This is a genomic window from Lysinibacillus xylanilyticus (assembly GCF_001708185.1).
GTDB classification, from domain to species: domain Bacteria; phylum Bacillota; class Bacilli; order Bacillales_A; family Planococcaceae; genus Lysinibacillus; species Lysinibacillus xylanilyticus_A.
Genome location: NZ_MDDN01000002.1, coordinates 96,551 through 117,305 on the forward strand (window position 1 = coordinate 96,551; position 20,755 = coordinate 117,305).

The 20,755-nt window shown below is 37.9% G+C and carries 20 protein-coding genes; 2 read left to right on the plus strand and 18 right to left on the minus strand.

All coding sequences use genetic code 11. The annotated features are described in order from the left end of the window. Positions 1-299: 299 nt before the first annotated feature. The 11 genes from BFJ97_RS05180 to BFJ97_RS05225 all read right to left on the minus strand — a co-directional run bounded on the left by BFJ97_RS05180 (position 300) and on the right by BFJ97_RS05225 (position 9,993). A complete protein-coding gene (locus tag BFJ97_RS05180) occupies positions 300-548 on the minus strand; it encodes a DUF2164 domain-containing protein (RefSeq protein ID WP_068983594.1) in 249 nt (82 codons plus the stop codon). 161 nt (positions 549-709) lie between these two features. Further along, on the minus strand, positions 710-853 hold the full coding sequence (locus BFJ97_RS24530; RefSeq protein WP_175401686.1) for a hypothetical protein: 144 nt from the start codon (positions 851-853) through the stop codon (positions 710-712). A gap of 513 nt (positions 854-1,366) precedes the next feature. Next, positions 1,367-1,591 carry a hypothetical protein gene (locus tag BFJ97_RS05185; protein ID WP_068983595.1) on the minus strand — a complete coding sequence of 75 codons (225 nt, stop codon included), beginning with the start codon at positions 1,589-1,591 and terminating at the stop codon, positions 1,367-1,369. A gap of 15 nt (positions 1,592-1,606) precedes the next feature. Beyond that, positions 1,607-2,728 carry a Nif3-like dinuclear metal center hexameric protein gene (locus BFJ97_RS05190; RefSeq protein ID WP_068983596.1) on the minus strand — a complete coding sequence of 374 codons (1,122 nt, stop codon included), beginning with the start codon at positions 2,726-2,728 and terminating at the stop codon, positions 1,607-1,609. 1 nt (position 2,729) lies between these two features. Then, positions 2,730-3,422, minus strand: a complete 693-nt coding sequence (locus tag BFJ97_RS05195) for a tRNA (adenine(22)-N(1))-methyltransferase (protein WP_068983597.1) — start codon at positions 3,420-3,422, stop codon at positions 2,730-2,732. Between the two features lie 231 nt (positions 3,423-3,653). Continuing rightward, positions 3,654-4,004, minus strand: coding sequence for a c-type cytochrome (locus BFJ97_RS05200; protein WP_068983598.1), 351 nt, complete (start codon positions 4,002-4,004; stop codon positions 3,654-3,656). A 476-nt stretch (positions 4,005-4,480) separates the two neighbouring features. Beyond that, positions 4,481-5,044 carry a hypothetical protein gene (locus BFJ97_RS05205; protein ID WP_068983599.1) on the minus strand — a complete coding sequence of 188 codons (564 nt, stop codon included), beginning with the start codon at positions 5,042-5,044 and terminating at the stop codon, positions 4,481-4,483. Between the two features lie 285 nt (positions 5,045-5,329). Then, the gene (rpoD, locus tag BFJ97_RS05210) at positions 5,330-6,457 is read right to left on the minus strand and encodes an RNA polymerase sigma factor RpoD (RefSeq protein WP_068983600.1); all 1,128 of its coding nucleotides are present in this window, start codon (positions 6,455-6,457) and stop codon (positions 5,330-5,332) included. Positions 6,458-6,489: 32 nt separating this feature from the next. Further along, on the minus strand, positions 6,490-8,310 hold the full coding sequence (gene dnaG, locus BFJ97_RS05215) for a DNA primase (protein ID WP_068983601.1): 1,821 nt from the start codon (positions 8,308-8,310) through the stop codon (positions 6,490-6,492). A 218-nt stretch (positions 8,311-8,528) separates the two neighbouring features. Continuing rightward, complete coding sequence (locus BFJ97_RS05220) at positions 8,529-9,341, minus strand: pyruvate, water dikinase regulatory protein (RefSeq protein WP_068983602.1); 813 nt, start codon at positions 9,339-9,341, stop codon at positions 8,529-8,531. Between the two features lie 19 nt (positions 9,342-9,360). After that, complete coding sequence (locus tag BFJ97_RS05225) at positions 9,361-9,993, minus strand: helix-turn-helix transcriptional regulator (RefSeq protein WP_068983603.1); 633 nt, start codon at positions 9,991-9,993, stop codon at positions 9,361-9,363. Between the two features lie 465 nt (positions 9,994-10,458). Between BFJ97_RS05225 and BFJ97_RS05230 the strand changes: the two genes are divergently transcribed. Next, entirely contained in the window at positions 10,459-11,844 is a 1,386-nt protein-coding gene (locus tag BFJ97_RS05230) for a glycine--tRNA ligase (RefSeq protein WP_068983604.1), read from the plus strand. Positions 11,845-12,387: 543 nt separating this feature from the next. Further along, the gene (locus BFJ97_RS05235; protein ID WP_068983605.1) at positions 12,388-13,800 is read left to right on the plus strand and encodes an S-layer homology domain-containing protein; all 1,413 of its coding nucleotides are present in this window, start codon (positions 12,388-12,390) and stop codon (positions 13,798-13,800) included. A 23-nt stretch (positions 13,801-13,823) separates the two neighbouring features. Here the strand turns inward: BFJ97_RS05235 and recO are convergent, their stop codons facing one another. The 7 genes from recO to BFJ97_RS05270 all read right to left on the minus strand — a co-directional run bounded on the left by recO (position 13,824) and on the right by BFJ97_RS05270 (position 20,753). Further along, complete coding sequence (gene recO, locus BFJ97_RS05240) at positions 13,824-14,618, minus strand: DNA repair protein RecO (protein ID WP_068983606.1); 795 nt, start codon at positions 14,616-14,618, stop codon at positions 13,824-13,826. Between the two features lie 131 nt (positions 14,619-14,749). Continuing rightward, complete coding sequence (era, locus tag BFJ97_RS05245; protein ID WP_068983607.1) at positions 14,750-15,667, minus strand: GTPase Era; 918 nt, start codon at positions 15,665-15,667, stop codon at positions 14,750-14,752. Next, positions 15,654-16,067, minus strand: a complete 414-nt coding sequence (locus BFJ97_RS05250) for a cytidine deaminase (RefSeq protein ID WP_083226917.1) — start codon at positions 16,065-16,067, stop codon at positions 15,654-15,656. The genes era and BFJ97_RS05250 overlap by 14 nt, the downstream gene beginning before the upstream one ends. Positions 16,068-16,400: 333 nt before the next feature. Continuing rightward, positions 16,401-16,751, minus strand: a complete 351-nt coding sequence (locus BFJ97_RS05255) for a diacylglycerol kinase family protein (RefSeq protein ID WP_068983608.1) — start codon at positions 16,749-16,751, stop codon at positions 16,401-16,403. Continuing rightward, entirely contained in the window at positions 16,752-17,225 is a 474-nt protein-coding gene (ybeY, locus tag BFJ97_RS05260; protein ID WP_068983609.1) for an rRNA maturation RNase YbeY, read from the minus strand. Positions 17,226-17,233: 8 nt separating this feature from the next. Further along, positions 17,234-19,354, minus strand: a complete 2,121-nt coding sequence (locus BFJ97_RS05265) for an HD family phosphohydrolase (RefSeq protein WP_068983610.1) — start codon at positions 19,352-19,354, stop codon at positions 17,234-17,236. A 442-nt stretch (positions 19,355-19,796) separates the two neighbouring features. Further along, positions 19,797-20,753: a PhoH family protein gene (locus BFJ97_RS05270; RefSeq protein WP_068983611.1), complete on the minus strand. Its 957-nt coding sequence runs from the start codon at positions 20,751-20,753 to the stop codon at positions 19,797-19,799. Positions 20,754-20,755: the final 2 nt, after the last annotated feature.

Genomic DNA, 20,755 nt, shown 5'->3' on the forward strand with positions numbered 1-20,755 from the left:
ATTCATTTGAATTTAAAAACGGTTCTCCTAGCCATGTTGTACAGGAATCCATCTCTTTATTCAATGCACAGGTAATTACTTAAACCACTTTTTACTTCGAATCAAATTATCTTCAATTCAAAATAAAAATATCATAAATTTATAAAAATTGCCAATTGTTTGATTCCGTGACATCCACCAGAGGCTTTAGGCCAACAGATGTTTTTTGCGCGAAAGCGTAGTGCTAACGCAGCGGCAGCAGCACGATGTTGGTCACTCAGGCATTTTCACAGGATGTGGAGTTCTTAGCCTGAGTTCCTTTATTTTATCTTAATTGGTCTTTCTAATGCTGCAAGCTCATCTTCAATCGATGCGTATTGTCTTTCTACAACATATTTTGCATCCGAAATAGCCGCATTATAAATATGTGGAGCTATATTTTCCTTAATAAAGTCCAATACTCGCTCTGCTTCAAATTCTGTAATATCCTCATCTCGATTATTATAAAAAAATCGTTGAATATCAGCTATGATCGTTTCCTGTTGTTCTTTTGTAAAACGAATATACAAACCAAATCTCCCCTTTCATTCCAAAGTATACTTACCTATCATAACACTGTGAAATTCATCTATGCATACACAAAAAGACTGAATTATACTAATTCAGCCTTCACGATGTTGAAACTATTATGTCAATGAATTTAAGGAAAGCCTATAAATTAAGTATGGTTCTAGCAAAAAGAGAGGTTGATTTCCGTTCCGACTGAGCGCTTTGTTGCTGTCGCTTCGCTTTCGCACAGATAAAACATTTGCCGCTGACGCTTCGCTTTCGCGCAGAGCAGAGCTTCCTGGGGGCGTCCGATGAGCCGCTTCACTCGCGAAGCTCGCTCCAGGGTCTCGGGCCTACACGATGTAGGTCACGAAGGCGTTATCACAGGACGTGACGCTCTTAGCCTTCGTTCCTCTATCGCTGATCCCCAAGGAGTCGCTCAGTCTCCACTTCAATCAACCATTTTACATAGCATGTATCTTCTAGCATGTTACTCTAATTTATAGTGATAATATTTGAAAACATAGGCGAAAACAACTGTTTTATATGCAAAAACGCAGCGTCAGCAGATGTACAATTAGCGAATGTTATAAGTCTATTCAGTTCGATTATGGTATGTAGGCATAGCCTTCACTTTTGAATGCATAAAACATTTAAAATTTTTACACTATTGTTGATTGGAGTGGAAGCCTACATGACGCTCGCCCACAGGAAAGCGAATAGTCTGGAATCAAAATCTCCCTCATTAAACAGCATTCACAAAATTACCTTGACCTTTTTGTTTTTATCACTATGAAGACTGAATTATAGTAACTTCTATAATTCAGTCTTGTTATTATTACTGGTTACATTTAAATGAATAGTTTGTTGATAAAAACTTCTTTTCCTTTGAGACAATGGCTTCTCCGCCGTCTTTTTCACACTGCTCTGTCATGGCGTCAATTTTTTGGGCATTTATCTTATTTGTCATAAATGTCATACCTAGCCCAAACACAGCAATCATTAAACCAATTATAAGCCATAACTTACCGGCTTTATTGCCAGCAGGTCTTTCACTCGCCACATCTATTCCCCTCTCTTACACGAATAAAAACGGTTCTGTATGAATAGTAGATTGTACAAATTCAACCGTATATTTTTTATCCTCACTCATTTTTGCCATCTTTTTAGCTACACCTGCAATCATCACTTTTTCAACATGATGACCCGGATCCACGATTTGTAGACCAATTGCTTGTGCGTCCTGTGCAGTATGGAAATACATATCTCCTGTTAAAAATACATCTGCTCCTGCACGCTTTGCAGAATAGATATATTTATTGCCGTCGCCACCGACAAGCGCAATTTTTTTCACCTTCGATTGTAAATCGCCAACAACTCGGACAGCCGGTACATCTAGCTGCTGCTTTACAAATTGAGTAAATTCATGAAGAGTCATTTCTTGTGGTAAGAAACCAACACGTCCTAAGCCCATTACATTGGTTTGCTGATCTAAACGAATGATATCATAGGCAGGTTCTTCATATGGATGTGCAAGTAACATTGCCTTTAATATACGGTTTCGAATAGACTCCGGAAATACTACTTCTACCTTCACTTCTTCTTCAACATGTAATTCACCAATAGAACCTACATGTGGATTTGCACCTGCTAGTGCACGGAAACGTCCTTCACCTAATGTAGTATAGCTACACGCTTCGTAATCGCCGATACGACCTGCTCCCGCCTTTGCTAATGCCTCACGTAAATCATTGGCATTTGCAGTTGGTATAAAAACAGCCAACTTCAACATATTTTCCGCATATGTTTCTTCTAAAATAGAACGATTTTCAAGCTGTAGAGCATCTGCCAGTAAATCGTTGACACCACCTTCAGCCACATCTAAATTTGTATGTGCTGCATAAACGGCAATATCATTTTTTATAAGCTTTTCATATAAGCGTCCAGCTGGATTATCAGTACGAATATTCGCTAACCGTCTGAAGATTGGTGGATGATGTGCGATTATTAGCTCGCAGCCTTGCTGTATTGCCTCTTCTGCTACCGCTTCATTAACATCTAATGTGACTAATACTTTACTTACAGGCTTGTTTAATGTGCCAATAGCAAGCCCAATTGGATCATTTTCCATACAGGCAATCTTTTTGGGTGACCATGATTCGAATAATTGGATAATTTCCTGACCGTTTACTGTCTTCATCTCACAAAACTCCTTCCACTAAATCGAGTAGTGCTCCTAACTCTGCACGTTTTTCTTCAATTTCAGGTGTTTGATCTGCAACTTCAATGGACTTTAACACACGTTGCCAATTTTCTTTTTCACGTAACCATTTTTCTATAAATGCTGGTGATTTTCGCAGCATTAATTTTGGTCCAAATAAAATTTCTGATTCCGTTAACGTCATTGGACCTCTTTGTAATACAAGAATTTCGTAAATTTTTTCATCTTCCTCTAATATCTCTTCGTCGAGAATAGCCCAATTATGTGCTAAAGCCCACTCACGAATCACTTTTGCATGAATATTCGGTTGTAAAACAAGTCGTGTTACCCCTTGCAGTTTTTCTGGATGCTTTTCTAAAATTGATACAATAAGAGGTCCACCCATCCCCGCAATCGTAACCGTATCTACGTGATCATCTGCTTCTACTGCCGCTAAACCACTTGCAAGTCGTACCGTAATTTTTTCTGTTAAACCTTCTTTTTTCACTTGTCCAACTGCTGATTCAAAAGGTCCTTTCACAACTTCCCCTGCTATCGCATAAGAAGCAATGCCTTTATGAATTAAGTAGCATGGTAAATATGCATGGTCACTGCCAATATCAGCTACAACTGCACCTGAGGGAACAAATTTTGCTACTGTTTCTAATCGCTTTGATAATTTTTGTGCGTTCATTTTTTTACCGCCTACCTTATATAGAGTCCATTATTAGTATGTATGATGTCGTGAAAAAAAACAAATGGAGTTGCCTCAAATTTTGAGCAACTCCATTTTCCATTAAATAAATGAAGATAAATAAATTATAGCTGTACCAATCACGCTTAAACGCTTTCAGTACAGCTACTTTTGCCTTGGCATAATTGAGTCTGGAACCGAATGTTTAGACATCCGATGAAAGAAGTTAAACTATTTCAGAGTAGCAATGTACTCAGCGATTGCTTTTGCTTCCGCTTCAGTTTTCATTCCAGGTTGCATTGGAGTTCCTTCGATACCATTAGTTAAAACGTCAACGATACGAGCTTCATCCAAGCCATGTAAGTTTGGTCCTACAGCACCAGTTAAGTCAGCAGCGTGACAGCCAATACAAGATTGTACTAAAGCTGAACCGTCATCAGTAGCTTCTGTTTTTTCACCGCCGCCTTCTTTTTCAGCAGCAATTTCTTTTTTGTCTCCTGCACCTGTTAAAGACATGAAGAAAATAAGTCCAATACCAAATGCCAGAATTAAGATGTAAGGAACGACTGGATTGTTTTTCATATGTTTTCCCTCCTCATTGTAAATCTACTTCTATTATAATATAGAATCAGTCAACACCTAATATTGTACTTCATTAACCATGAAACGAAAAGCCCTATTCGCTAAGTTTTCCTTTGTTTGTAACAATTTCGACATTTCTGTATCTATTGGATAAAATATGTCTTGTTTTCTCCAATATTTGGACTATCTATTACCTTTTAGCAATTTGAAACTAACTTTTCACACGCAGTTATCTTTCCATTATTTACGCTTTCGTATACCATGAAAATCAAAAATTTCTTATAACCCTATTGCAAACAATTAATTAGCTAAATAAGTTATCCTAATATCTTAAATCTGTATTTTCAAAAACTCATTCTGTAAATGTTTCCTAAAAATCATACTACTTTTGCAGAAAAAATAAATTTTGATGATACAAAAAAAGAATCTGTAAGCTAGTTGAAAGCAAACAGATTCCTGATAGACAAAGTGGGTTCTTAAGATAAGTTTATGATATAGTAGCCAATCAGTGCTAGTAATCCTAGAACACCTGAGATCGTGAAATAAAATAACTTCATTTTTATACCTGACCAAAGCCAAACCCCACAATTTGCTGCAATCAAGCAAAACAATGCAATATTATCTCCATTAAAATATGTAGTGTAAATTCGAATAGTCATACTGAACAATAAAACTGCAGCTAATAAATGAAAAATAGGAGCTAATAAATCATTTCTCCGTGCCACTCGAAACGCTGTAATAAATAATGTTAGTGCGGCTATTCCAACGATTACCGTTAAAATTAACATTAAAGAGGTTATTGTAAAATACACAAACAGAAGAGCAATCATAGCGATACATATACCTACTATTAAAAATACCAACTTTCTCTTTTCAGAAGGTAATATAGCTTGCTTATGATGTACTGGGTTCAACTCTTCAAGATCAGCTCCTTCTGCGTAAAGAGTCGCTAAAAAATCACAGTAGTGCTCTGGTAATAGCTTATTCTGCTTCCAAAACAATATCTCATTTAAGATTATTTTTTTTCGAGGATTTGTCATAGTAGTTACTCCAAACATTGCTTGATAATGGTTGTTATTACAATTTTATCTCAAAATCTTCAAAAACACATCTGTATAAAGTAGCAAAAATAGCAAAATTGTCTCATTCTAATTACTCGATATCAGTATTTTTCGAAACAATATTTAAAGTTGATGTAAGTAATTAGTCACTTCTCTTTCGCAGTTATTCTCTCGGGGCGCGGATATTTCCTTCTCTTCCCCGGATATTAAAAAAGGGCTATCCGATTAGTCATTACTAATCCAAATAGCCCAACTTGATTTATTCTATTCTAAGAAATCTTTTAAACGTTTGCTGCGAGAAGGGTGGCGTAGTTTTCTAAGCGCCTTCGCTTCAATTTGGCGAATACGTTCACGTGTAACACCAAATACTTTTCCTACTTCTTCTAATGTACGTGTGCGACCATCATCTAAACCAAAACGTAGGCGAAGGACATTTTCTTCACGGTCAGTTAATGTATCTAACACGTCTTCTAATTGTTCTTTTAACAATTCATATGCTGCATGGTCAGATGGAGATTGAGCTTCAGAATCCTCGATAAAGTCTCCTAAATGTGAATCATCTTCTTCTCCAATTGGTGTTTCAAGAGATACTGGTTCTTGTGCAATTTTTAAAATTTCACGTACTTTTTCTGGTGTTAAATCCATTTCTTCACCAATTTCTTCTGGAGATGGCTCGCGGCCTAAGTCCTGTAATAATTGGCGCTGTACACGAATTAATTTATTAATGGTTTCTACCATATGCACCGGAATACGGATTGTACGTGCTTGGTCCGCAATTGCACGTGTAATTGCTTGGCGAATCCACCATGTTGCATAAGTGGAAAATTTAAAGCCTTTACGGTAGTCAAATTTCTCAACAGCCTTGATAAGCCCCATATTCCCCTCTTGAATTAAATCAAGGAATAGCATCCCACGACCAACATATCGCTTCGCAATCGATACAACAAGACGTAAATTTGCTTCTGCTAGACGTTTACGTGCTTCCTCGTCACCTTGCTCAATACGTTCCGCTAATGCGATTTCTTGGTTGGCAGAAAGTAAGTCAACTCGACCAATTTCTTTTAAATACATGCGTACAGGGTCATTTATTTTTACACCTGGTGGTACACTCAAATCATTTAAATCGAACGTCTCTTCGCTTGCTTCTTCTTTCATTAAGCTCTCTTCTTCAAATTCTTCTTTTCCGATGATTTGAATGTCTTTATTCTTTTCAAGATCCTCAGCAAAGTGGAAAATCTCTTCATTCTCCAATTCATAAGGCGCTAATTTCTCTGAAATTTCTTTCATCGAAATTTCACCTTCTGTTTTTGCTTTTTCTTGTAGTATTTTTTTTGCTTCATCTAATGTAATTTCAACTTCTACCTCTTTTGAACGTTCTGACTTGTCCGCCATAAACCTTCCTCCTTCTAAACAACCGAATCGGGTTAAATCGCCGATAACGATTTTCTTAAATGAATAATCTGTTGGGCGATTTCAAGTGCACGCGCATACTCATGCATCTTCTCCGCTTCCTTTGACTCATGCATCTTTTGTTGAATTTCTTGCTCAATTCTATATTTTTGCAGCTGTCGTATTGAGTCTGTGACCTCCGCCTCTGCTTGGTCGGGATCTCGCTCTGCTAAAGCCGCTTCCATAACAATCTTTCGTAATTCCGAGTCATCTAATATCTCAACAAAACGCTGATAATCAGGATGACCATATTCCTCATAAAATCCTACTAAGCGAACAAAAACTGCCATATAGGCATCTCGTACAAATGGCTCTTTTTGCTCACTACGTAATACCTTGTCCACTACATCTATATTATGAAGCATATGAGCCAGTAATAAACGTTCGGCACGTTCAGCTGCGTCCATAGGCTTATTTTGTTGAGTGACCGGCATCGAAGGCGTCTGAACAGGCATTTCTACTTTTGCAGAACGCACCTGATTTGCCTCTAGCTTTCGGAATTGAGCATAAATCGCTTCTTCCGAGATATTGGTTTCATTCGATAGCTGTCTTATATACAAATCTCGTTCAACAGGTGAGGATCTACCTACCAGTTGTTCAAGAACCTCTTGAATATATTGAAGCGTATCATTTTCAAATTGAAAGTTTTTATTTCGTCTAGCATGCATCATCATAAAAGCAATATACGCATGAGGGTTTTCCAAAATTTGTTCTTTAAATGCTTGTCCACCTAAACTACGAATGTATTCATCAGGATCTAGCTTATCTGGTAACACCGCAATATTGACTTTCATACGTTCTGTTTGAAGTAATTGTGCCGCTCTTTTTGCCGCATCGAAACCAGCATTATCACCGTCATAGCAAATCGTAATCTGCTCTACTAAGCGCTTTAGCTTCGTGATATGCTGATTCGTAAGCGAAGTACCCATTGTTGCTACGGCATTCGTTACACCAACAGAAGTTGCTGCTAAAACATCCATAAATCCTTCCACCAATACTACTTGACGATTTTTTCTAATTGAGGTTCGTGCTTTATCTAGGTTATATAGCACTTCACTCTTTTGAAATATTGGTGATTCTGGACTATTTAAATATTTTGCCTCTTCACCAGTTGATGAAAGGATTCGTCCTGAGAATGCAATAATCTTACCGTTCTCATCACGAATAGGAAACATAATACGCCCTCTAAAACGGTCAAAATAGCGCTCTTCCCCTTCTCGCTTGATGATTAAACCACTTTCTGCGATTTCTTGTAAGTTATAACCTTTTCTTTCAAGCAATATTGTTAATGCATCAAAGCTTGGAAGAGACCATCCAATGCTATTAGATTCTATAAGTTCCCTTGTAAATCCTCTTTCTAGTAAATAATTTAAAGGTTCTTCACCATCTTCCGTATTTAACAGTAAATGATGAAAAAAATCTGCTGCAAAAGCGTGTGCTTCTTTCATCCTTTCTTCTGCTTTAGATACCTTTTTCGTTACTTCAGGTAAACTAGGTCCAACATCTAATTGTATGCCAACACGTTCACCAAGTTTCACAACTGCGTCAGGAAAAGAAACACCTTCTATATCCATGACAAAAGTAATAGCGTTACCACCTGCACCACAACCAAAGCAATGAAAAATTTGTTTGTCTGTTGACACAGAAAAAGATGGCGTTTGTTCTCCATGAAATGGACAGAGACCAAACCAATTGCGTCCACGCTTTGTAAGCTGCATATATTCGCTTATGACATCAACAATATCCGATTGTGTACGAATCTGTTCAATCACTTCTTCTGGAATTTTCCCTGCCAAATCATCACCATCTTTAAATTACGTTCTAAAACACAATTCGCTATCCGATTTAAAAATCCTTTATTTCTCGACAAAAAAATAGGATTTTTCTCTTTAGCAATATTTTTACCACAATTTTATTATTATAAAACAAAAATTAGTTTTTATCTATACTATTTTCAAAACCTACTCAAAAAAACCGCCTCTTACAACCGAGGTGGTTTATCGAAATTCGTTTCTTATTTACAGGTCGAGATATGCTCAATAATGACATTTGCTGTTTCTTCTACAGCTTTATTTGTCACATCAATAACTTTACAACCAATTTTACCGACAATTTTTTCAAAATGCTGAATTTCTTCTAATATACGCTTATGTTGCGCGTAGATAGCATCATCATTCAATCCAAGAGTCATTAATCTTTCTTTTCTAATTGAGTTTAATTTATCAGGAGAAATAATTAAACCAAAACATTTTTTTGGATCAATCATAAATAGTTCTTCAGGTGGCTCCACTTCTGGTACTAAAGGGACATTCGCCACCTTATAGCGTTTATGTGCTAAGTACTGTGATAATGGTGTTTTAGAAGTACGTGAAACACCAACAAGTACGATATCAGCCTGCAATAGACCACGTGGATCTCTTCCATCATCATATTTTACTGCAAATTCAATAGCCTCAATTTTTTTAAAGTAATCATCATCTAGCTTATGAACGATTCCTGGTGCTTCTAATGGGATCTCTTCCATAAATGTTGCCATTGTTTTTAAAGCAGGTCCTAAAATATCGATTGCATATACTTTTTCTTGTTCACACAGTTCATGTAATAACGATCGCATCTCCTGCCGAACAAGCGTGTACACAATAAATGCCTGCTGTTTCGCTGCAAGGCAAACAATTTTTCGGATGAGCTCCTCTGACTGAATATGAGGAAAACGCCGAATCACCGTGTTTTCCAAACCAGGTCGAAACTGGCTAATAACTGCTTTCGCTACTTGATCACCAGTTTCCCCGACTGAATCAGATATAACAAAAACACGTAGTCTTTTCATGCTGTTCTCCTTCAAATATTTAGACATTCTGTACAAGCGATAAGAAAGCTCGTGTAATCGTCGTTTTTGTAAGACGACCGACGATTGTCAATCCGCCTTCCTGTGGCTCTACTACTGGTAACGAATCAACTTCTCGTTCAATTAGTTTATTTGCTGCGACAACTAAAGAATCTGATCTCTCACAATACGAAATGTTTGGCATGCGTGTCATAATGATATGTACAGGGATTTTATTTAAATCCTGAGTACCAATACTTGTACGTAGTAAATCCTTGCGAGAAAGTACTCCTGTCAAAAACTCATTCTTATCCACGACAAAGAGTGTTCCAACATCCTCAGAAAACATGAAGCAAATCGCATCATATACAGTCATTGTTTCTGGTACTACAACCGGTCCCGAATGAAAATCTTTCACCTTTAAATTGTGAATACTATCCGTCAATGTAACGGATGTTTTTTTACCTGAATAGAAATAGCCAACACGAGGTCTAGCATCTAAAAAGCCCGCCATTGTGAGTATAGCTAAATCTGGTCTTAAAGTCGCTCTTGTCAGATTGAGACGTTCTGCAATATGTTCGCCTGTAATTGGGCCGTTTTCTTTCACAATTTGTAAAATGTCTTCCTGACGTTTATTGAGTTCGATTGGACTCACCGCCTCAAATCTAATAGTGTTATACTTATGCTCAATTATTATATACTATTTTAATAATTATTGCGAAGAAAAGAACTACATGCTACAATATTGACACATACGCTTGCTCTAAATGTATTTTCGAGCGATTTGCGTTATACAGGCGATGATAGGAAAAGAGTATCTGTTCCATTTTAAAGCGAGTAGAAGATGGTGAAAGTCTACATAGTAACAGAGAAAAGGCACTCCTTGAGCTAACTTTTTAAAAAGAGGTTTTAAACATCACGTTTAAAACAATCAGGGTGGAACCGCGGGTTTTAGCACTCGTCCCTGGGCATTTAATGTGCCCGGAGACGGGTGCTATTTTTAATTTAGTTCTTAACTAAATTGAAAAATTTCTTTTGCGAATTTGTAGATCCGTTTTATAAATTCGCTAAAACAAAATTACTGTTCACTCTGTGAAAACTATGAAGGAGGCTATTTTTTATGGCTAACAAATCAATGGAAACAATCGTATCATTAGCGAAGCATCGCGGCTTTGTCTTCCCTGGTTCTGAAATCTACGGAGGCTTAGCAAACACATGGGATTATGGTCCACTAGGTGTTGAATTAAAAAACAATGTTAAAAAAGCATGGTGGCAAAAATTTGTTCAAGAGTCAGAGCACAACGTTGGGCTAGACGCTGCAATTTTAATGAATCCAAAAGCTTGGGTGGCTTCTGGTCACGTTGGTAACTTTAATGACCCAATGATTGATTGTAAGGCATGTAAAGCGCGCCATCGTGCTGATAAAATCATCGAAGACGCTGCACTAGCTAAAGGCGATGAAATTATTGTCGATGGTATGACATTTGACCAAATGAAAGAAACGATGGTTAAGTATGACGTAGTGTGCCCAGATTGCGGTAAGGCTGATTTCACAGATATCCGTCAATTCAATTTAATGTTCAAGACATTCCAAGGTGTAACAGAATCTTCTACTAACGAAATTTATTTACGCCCAGAAACAGCACAAGGTATTTTCGTAAACTTTAAAAACGTTCAACGTTCTATGCGTAAACGTACACCATTCGGTATTGCACAAATTGGTAAATCATTCCGTAACGAAATTACACCAGGTAACTTCACATTCCGCACACGTGAATTCGAACAAATGGAGCTTGAGTTTTTCTGCAAGCCAGGTGAAGATCTTGAATGGCACGCATACTGGAGAGAATTTTGTAAAAACTGGTTGTTAAACTTAGGAATGAATGAAGAGTCTATGCGTCTTCGCGATCACGAAGAAGATGAATTGTCTCACTACTCAAATGCTACAACTGATATCGAATTCAAATTCCCATTCGGCTGGGGCGAGCTTTGGGGCGTAGCGGATCGTACAGATTACGATCTAAAACAACATATGGAACATTCTGGTGAAGATTTTACTTACATCGACCCAGTTACAAACGAACGCTATGTTCCATATTGTATCGAGCCTTCTTTAGGTGCAGACCGTGTAACATTAGCATTCTTATGCGATGCTTATGATGAAGAAGAGCTTGAAGGCGATGATAAGCGTACAGTTTTACGCTTCCACCCTGCTCTAGCACCATTTAAAGCTGCAGTCTTACCACTTTCTAAAAAGCTTTCGGATGAGGCTACTACTGTTTGGGCAGAGCTTCGCAAAGCATTCCCAGTTGACTTTGACGAGTCACAATCAATCGGTAAACGTTATCGTCGACAAGATGAAATCGGTACACCATTCTGTATTACTTACGACTTCGACTCACAAGAGGATGGTCAAGTAACAGTGCGTCATCGTGATTCAATGTCTCAAGTTCGTATGCCAATTACAGATGTTAAAGCATACATTGAAAAACACCTTCAATTCTAATTTAAGACGTATATAAAGAGGGAGTCGCATGATCAGCGACTCCTTTTTATATGCATGACGCTCAGCTTTCACACTTTTGCTCCAACCGACTCATCGGATGTGCCCAGTCGAAACAGAGATCAACTCCACATTACGGCGATAGACAAATTTATACATGTATTCAATAGTTTTTCAGGATATAATTCCCTCTATTATCCCCTTCATCATTTTGATATAAATAAAGTATTATAGTTACTCTTTAAATAACAACAATTCACTACAATCCCAATCTATTAAGATTCAATCTCCCGGGATCAATACTAAAAGCTTGTACATATGAAGCAGAGGGAGACGAGTACTCATGTTTTTGAGACACTACAGGCGTGAATTATGCATGACAAGGATGCTTAGACCACACCCACAGAGAGCGCCCTCCAGCAATAAAAAGTGCAGGCAAGTACATATTTTGGTGAAGAGTCTTCATCCTGAAGGTTGAAATTGTGGGAGGATTCTAGCAAAAGGCAACACTATAAAATTTTTTTGAATTACTTTGGAGGAAATAATTTGAAGACTAATCGTTTTTATCAAATCGCAATGGCCTCGGCATTAGCAACAAGTGCTATTGTCATTACACCCTCGGCACATGCCGCATCGGTATTCCCCGATATAAATGCGTCAACAGAGGAAGGCAAAGCAATTATTAACTTAGCCGAACGAGGCATTATTTCAGGCTACCCAGATGGCACATTTAAACCCGCGAACCCAATTACTCGTACACAAGCAGCAAAAATTTTAGCTGGTATTTTAAAGCTCGATACGGTTCATGTAAAAAACCCCAATTTTAAGGATGTAAAACCTGGCGATGAGAATTATGGTGCTATCGCAGCATTAGCAAACGCTGGCATTATTAGTGGCTCAAATGGCTATTTCAACCCAACAAAAAATATTACTCGTGGACAAATGTCAAAAATGATTGTGAAAGGCTTTAATTTAACGATTACAAACGATATTGACATTCCTTTCAACGATGTCAAGGCGGGCAGTGAATACGAACCATATATAAAAACACTATTTGCCAACAGCATAACAAAAGGTACAACCCCTACTACCTTTGGGCCTCAAAGCAATGTAAAACGCTCGCAATTAGCGTCTTTCGTTGTACGCGCGGAAAATGTTCAAGGCAATGTTACTGTTTACGCTAGTCAATTCAATCAGGACTATATCTTTGCTTCATATGGCGGTATTAACCCAGCTGAAGATATTTTCACATGGGACGAAGAAGAAGATATGACGGAATCGATCACCCTTAAGCCGCTAAAAGAGGGCACAGGCAAATTAGTGCTTACGGGCTTTAACGAAGAAACTGAAGAATTTAAGGATATCTTTTATGTAGTTCATGTGAAAAATGTAGATGGAAAGCTGCAAACAACTCTTCAAGAAGTAAATGAGGCGGATCACGTAGAAAACTTACCGCTCAACTTATTGGAAACTGATTTGAAATTTATCCCTACAGAAGTGAGTATTCAAACAGCAGATGGTCAAGCCTTATCTCCTGAATTATATAGTTTTACATCAACTAATAATACAGCTACACTTGCTATCTATAAAAACGGGCAATATATGCTGACATTCTCCAATGGTACACAACAACAAATGATGGCTGCAGATGTCGATACGTATGATTTCGTGCGCAGTATTGACATGTATCAGATTACAGATGAGTTAGCGTTTTCTAGTGATGATCTATCGTTCGAGCCAACAAGTGTTGCTTTAGAACAGTTAAATTATGAGCCAGCAGCTGTGAAAGCTTCAATAAAGGAAAACAAAGTAAATGTTACACCACTAGCAGAAGGCACTTCTATTTTGCATATTACAGGTAAAAATGGTGAAACTGCTTATTTATATATTGAATTTCTAAAAATCGCTAATAAATGGGCTACTAATTACGAATTCATGGATGATCAAGAAGAAATTTAAAGTAAAATGCCAGAAGATCAATATTATTGGTCTTCTGGCGTTTTTTCTTGATCAGCATTTGTTCTTAGCTTTAATTCAGGCGTTCGCTCAAGCTGCTCAATAAATTTTTTAGTCTTAAAACGAATTCCTGTTTGCTCCTCATAAATTGTTGAAATTATTTTTTTGATAAAATATTTAGTTTCTTTTTTTAATTCTAATTTCCCAATCTGGTCAATCGGTACAGTATAAAACATTCGAATAAGCTTAAGCTGGGTCGGTGTTAATCGAATGATATAAGGATCATGATGATAGCAGCGATGACATAAAAAGCCTCCCTGCGCAAAGGAGAATGCAAATTCACCATCAACTGAACCACAAGCAGCACACGTATGTAAAATAGGCTGCACACCTGTATAGGGTAGCATTTTCCATTCTACGAATAACGTAATAGCCTCTGGATCATAGCCTTCCTCAATTGCCTGTAATGCTTGTAGGAGCACATCGAATGCAAATGGCTCAGCTTTTCCTTCTTCTACTACACGCTCGACAAGTTCCATTATATAACTTGCATATGCCGTTGCCATTATATCCTCACGAATATGGCGCATTGAATTAAGATGCTCACCTTGTTGCATTGTCCCCATACCCGTATGATGCTGCACCATAAACATGCCATACGTGAATGGCTGTGTCACAGATGCTAATCTACTAGAAGGCTTCTTGGCACCTCGAGCCATCGTAGCAACCTTTCCAGCTTCTCTTGTTAGTAAGGTGACAATTTTATTTGATTCTCCATAGGCTCGTACCTTTAGAACAATCCCTTCCCATTTATAAAGCACTAGTCCTCCTCCTTTCTACAAGCTTCGCATGAAAATAGAGCTCTCCAAAAGACTTTTGGACAGCTCCATTCAAATTTTAGACATACATAGTAATGCTGTAGAATTATTTCACAATTTCACAACAGGATTTATTAATATTCATCTTCACGGAAACCGAAGTCGCGTAAATGTGTTGATTTATTTCGCCAATCCTTCTGCACTTTTACCCAAAGCTCTAAGTACACTTTTGACCCAAGAAGCATCTCAATATCTTTTCGTGCACGTGTCCCCACTTCTTTTAATAGCGCCCCACGTTTACCAATCACAATCCCTTTTTGAGAATCTCTTTCCACCATAATTGTCGCTGCTACACGAATTTTACCTTCATTTTCTTCATCTCGGCGAATTTTATCAATGACAACTGCGATGGAATGAGGGATTTCTTCACGCGTTAAATGTAACACTTTTTCACGAATCAACTCTGAAATAATAAATCGCTCTGGATGATCCGTAACTTGGTCTGCTGGATAGTATTGCGGACCTTCCGGTAAGTATTTCGTTACTGTCTCCAATAGATTTTCAACGTTATTCCCTTGTAAAGCTGAAATAGGCACTATTTCAGCAAAATCATAACGCTCTTTGTAGCTTTCAATTATTCCGATTAATTCGTCAGGATGAATTTGGTCGATTTTATTGATGACAAGGAATACAGGGGTTGGATTACCCGCCAACATTTCAAGGATGAATTCGTCACCCTTTCCAAGCTTCTGCTCTGCATTTACCATGAACATAATAATATCCACTTCACGCAATGTATTTTTGGAAACCTTGAGCATAAAATCCCCTAGCTTATGTTTCGGCTTGTGGATTCCAGGTGTATCAATAAAAATCATTTGGCTATCATTTGTTGTAAGTACACCTTGTACTTTATTTCGTGTTGTTTGTGGTTTATCACTCATAATCGCGATTTTCTGACCAATGACACGGTTTAAAAATGTTGATTTCCCTACATTCGGTCGACCGATTATGGAGATAAAGCCTGACTTGTAGCCATTGTTAGTTTCCAGCATTCTCTAAATCCTCCGTTGTAAATGCAAACGGTAGTAATTCGCCTACAGACGTTACCGTGACATCACCTTTTAAATTTGTTAAATATACAGGCATAGATGGCGCACAAAATTCCATCATCACTTGACGACAAGCTCCGCATGGCGCACAAGGTCCTTCTGTATCAGCTACAATAGCGATCGCCTCAAAGTCATAAATGCCCTCGGACACAGCTTTGAAAAATGCTGTACGCTCAGCACAATTGGTCATACTATAGCCAGCATTTTCAACGTTACAGCCATGAATAACTTCTCCATCTTTCGTTAAAAGCGCCGCACCAACTTTAAATTTTGAATAAGGTACATAAGCCTTTTCACGCGCTTTTTTTGATTCTTCTAGTAATGCATGCATATCAATTGTCATTAATGTTCACCTCTAAATAATAAATAGCTCATCACCATAATGTGGGTTGATTTCCATTCCAGCTGTGCGTTTCCTTGGGGCGTTCGATGAGCCGCTTGGGCCAAAAGGATGTTGTTCACGAACGCGCTATCATAGGACAGGATGCTCTTAGCCTTCGCTCCTCTATCGCTAATCCCTAAGAAGTCACCTAGCCTCCACTCCAATCAACTTATATAAATGGTATACATTTTAACAAATGTCATACCAAACTTTTGGTGATGAGTCTAATACATCATAAATTCTCCAGCACAATTGCTACTACTTCATGACCGATTAATAATAGTTTTAGTAATGTTAAAACCATTTCGGTATAAAGATGAGTAATCCGATTATAGCACTGAATATCGCAAATACAAGCACTGCACCCGCTGCAAGATCTTTAGCCTGCTTAGCGAGTGGGTGCATTTTTGGTGAAACTAGATCCACTACTCGTTCAATAGCAGTATTAACTATTTCAAGTGCAAACATTAGTGCTATTAATATTAGCACTATATACCATTCCACACGTGATAAACCTGTAAAATAGCCAGCAATTAAAACAATTCCTGCACTTAGCAAGTGAGACTTAAAGTTTTGCTCTTTACAGGCTGTAACGATACCTTCAAAGGCATAACCAAAAGATCGGATATATTTGCGAACATTCATTTAATCTCGCCCTAAGCCAAAAGATTGTAAAATTTCATCCTGCTTACCGAACATAACCTTTTCATCTTCTGGTACCATATGATCGTAACCAAGAAGATGTAAAAAACCATGAACCGCTAAAAAACCTAATTCTCGTTCAAAAGTATGGCCATATTCATCCGCTTGTTCTTTCGTGCGATCCGTTGAAATAATAATATCGCCTAAAATGCGGGGCATCCCTTCGAATGTTACTTCCATTTCTCCCTCGCCTAATTCCTCCAAGGCAAACGAGATAACATCTGTAGGTTGGTCCTTATCACGATATTCTCGGTTTATTTCTTGAATCGCTTCATTTGTCACAAACGTCACTGACACTTCTGTTTCCGGCTCAATATTCTCTACCTTCGCAGCATGCTGTAAAAGCTTTTCAACAAGCTCCATATGCTCTGCAGCTACTTCATTTGTTTCATCTGTAAAATCAATTGTTAAAATCATAGATCCTCCTACTTATCTGCCTTTGGGTATTCAATACGTGAGTGGAAAATTCCATTCAACGTTCCACAAAGTACTCGCTCTATACATTTTAACTCTTTTATTGAAATATCGCATTCATCAAACTGATTGTCTTGTACTCGATCATCAATAATTGAGCGTACCAACTTTTGAATTTTCTCTGCATTCGGTTCTTTCATCGACCGAACCGCTGCCTCCACACTGTCAGCAACACTAATAACTGCCGCTTCCTTTGTTTGTGGTTTTGGTCCTGGATATCTGTACTTTGTTTCATCAATACATTTTCCTTCTTCCTTCGCTTTAAAGTAGAAGTATTTCAACAGACTAGTCCCATGATGTTGCAAGGCAATATCAATAATTTCCTGTGGCATCTTATAACGATTTAGCATTTCAGCCCCATCAGTTGTATGTGCGATTATAATTTCCGCACTTGTTTCCGGGGACAATGAATCATGCGGATTTATACCAGACATCTGATTCTCGATGAAAAAGGCAGGACGTTTCGTTTTGCCAATATCATGATAATAGCATCCTACACGTGCCAGTAATCCATCTGCTCCAATTTCCTCACATGCTGCCTCTGCTAAGTTCGCCACCATTACACTATGATGATATGTTCCTGGAGACTCCATTAGTAATTTTTTCAGCAATGGATGGTTTGGGTTAGAAAGTTCAATTAAACGCAACGATGACAACAAACTAAATGCTGATTCAAAGAATGGTAAGAGACCCATTGTAAGAGCCCCTGATAGAAGGGCCGATACCAATGCAGCGATAAAGTAAAACAGCCACTCTGGCAAACCATAGGAAGACTGTGTCATCAGTAAATAAAATGCGATAAACGACATATTTACTAGCCCTATGACCCCAACTGCATGTAGAATATGCGATCGCTTTTCCATACTACTTAAAAAGAATAAGCTCGCAAAGCCTCCAAAAATTATATACAGTGTAATTTCCATCTGCATGACAGATGAATAACCCTCTTGAAAAATAACACCAGCAGATGCCGCTGTCATTACTGTAATAAGAACGGCAGCACGATCATTCACTAATAGCCGTACAAGCATCGTTGTCAACGCTGTTGGGAAAAGGAATGCAACAGTAACATCGAAGCCCCCTGCGACCAGGCTAATAAATTTCATTAGCAGGATGGATAAACTATAAACAATTACTGTCACCAATAAAGCCTTACGTTTCTTGTTTTCATCCTCAACCGAACGTTCAAATAAAATAAATATGAACACCATTTGTAAAAGTATTAAAATGATAAGACCTGCAATCGGCTTCATCGATACTTTATTACTCACCATACCTAGAAGCTCTAATTGACGAAACGCCTCATTATCAATAATTTGACCTTCCTGTACGATGATTTGACCTTGAAGAATTCGAGTGGGTTCAACCGATTCCTTTGCCTGCTCTTTTCGAATTTTCGTTTGTTCATCGTTAATCGTTTCGTTTTCGATAATACTTGTACGTCCAATTAAAACTACCGTATTAAATATTTTATCTGGATAGCCTCGTTGTCCGCGAATTTTTGTTTCAAAATCATTTTGAGCCGCAAACAAATTTTCTGAACGAATGGATTTTTGTAAATATTCCTGCACGAGTTTTGATAGTTGCGTACTTGTTCTTTTTAAATCTTCTTCACTTTGTACTAACAAACCTTCTAGCTGTGAATCAGTAAAAATAATGGGCATTTGATCTGAATCTATGGATTCAAATTTTTTTCGGAGTTGCGCCACTTGATCGCCAATTGGAACTGGTTCTTTTTTGCTCGCAACATCCTCCTTTACTTCAAGAACATAGTCAAATAAAGAAGTTACAATCGCAGCTCGCTGCTTGGCGACATCCTCGGAAAATTCATAAACTGGTTCTACAGCGTTTGCTGCTTTTTCTCGCTCCTGTTGGGTTTTATAAGTATCTTCAATCGTTTTAGTAGATCGAACTGTTTCAGGCGCTAGTTGTAAAGGTTTAAAATTATATGTAACACCTTTAACATTGCCATACATAAAAACAAATTGTAGGGCTCCTGTTAAGATGAGAACGACAATTAAAAAGTAGCGGAAACCAATAAGTTTTATGAATTTTTGTAATTGTTTCTCCATCTGGCACCTCCTCTATCTACCTACTATCATACCAATTCAAAAAACATTTTTCCCGAAAAATGTATAAGAAAGTAAAAAAACAGCTATACAAATTGTATAGCTGTCACATTTTTTTCCATTTTAAAGATCCTTCACCATAAGTGTGGTTGATTTCCGTTTTATGTCATCCACAATTTTTGGTGATAAGCCTTTTTCCAACTAATTGCATGTAAATCGATATTGATAACGAATTTTGAGGTTACACTTCAATAGTTTTTTAGTATGAACTATTTGCATCTAGTGAAACTTTAAATTCGTTACACCTGTCCTCACTTTCGGTACAGACTTTAATTCGTTGCACCTACCGTTCAGTTTCACTCCACTTTCGATGCAGACTTTAATTCGTTGCACCTGTCGCTTCGCTTTCGGTGCAGACTTTAATATGACCGCTTTAGCGGTCATATTAAAGTTGCTGTTCTTCGTAGGCTTTGATGATTTTGGCTACGATTGGATGACGTACTACATCACCTTGCTCTAAAATTTGGAAATCTATAGACTTTACATATTTTAGTGTTCGCTCTGCCACAATTAATCCCGATTCTGTATTTTTAGGTAGGTCGATTTGTGTTTTATCGCCCGTAATGACCATTTTTGAGCCAAAGCCTAGTCGCGTTAGAAACATCTTCATTTGTTGATGTGTCGTATTTTGGGCTTCATCTAAAATGACAAAAGCATCGTCTAGCGTACGACCACGCATATACGCTAAAGGTGCAATTTCGATTGTGCCTCGTTCAATAAGTCGTTGAGTTTGTTCTGTCCCGTAAATATCGTTTAGAGCGTCATAAAGAGGGCGTAAATACGGATCTACCTTTTCCTTCAAATCACCTGGAAGAAAGCCTAAAGATTCCCCTGCCTCTACTGCAGGGCGTGTTAAAATAATACGCTTAACGTGCCCATTTTTTAGCGCCTGTGTTGCCATGACTACCGCTAAATACGTTTTCCCAGTACCAGCTGGACCGATACCAAAAACAACGTCTTTATGACGGATTGCTTGTATGTATTCTCGTTGACCGATTGTTTTTGCACGGATAGGCTTTCCTTTCGTCGTGCGTGCTATTTCTTCATCATATAGTTCTGCAAAATATTCGATTGTTCCTTTTTGTGTCATTTCAATAGCTGTTGCAACATCACGTTGATCAATATTAATTCCTTTGCGAATGACCTTTAAAAGAGCATGTAAAAGGAATGTCGCTTGTTCCTTCGCATCTTCTTCACCAGCAAGCTGAATTTGTTCACCACGCGTAATAATGTGGACATGTAGAGCCTCTTCGATTAACTTCATATTGGCATCGGAAATTCCGAGTAGCATGACTGCCTCGTTTGGATTATCCACTTGTAATACAGTTAAATGTTCTGACATAA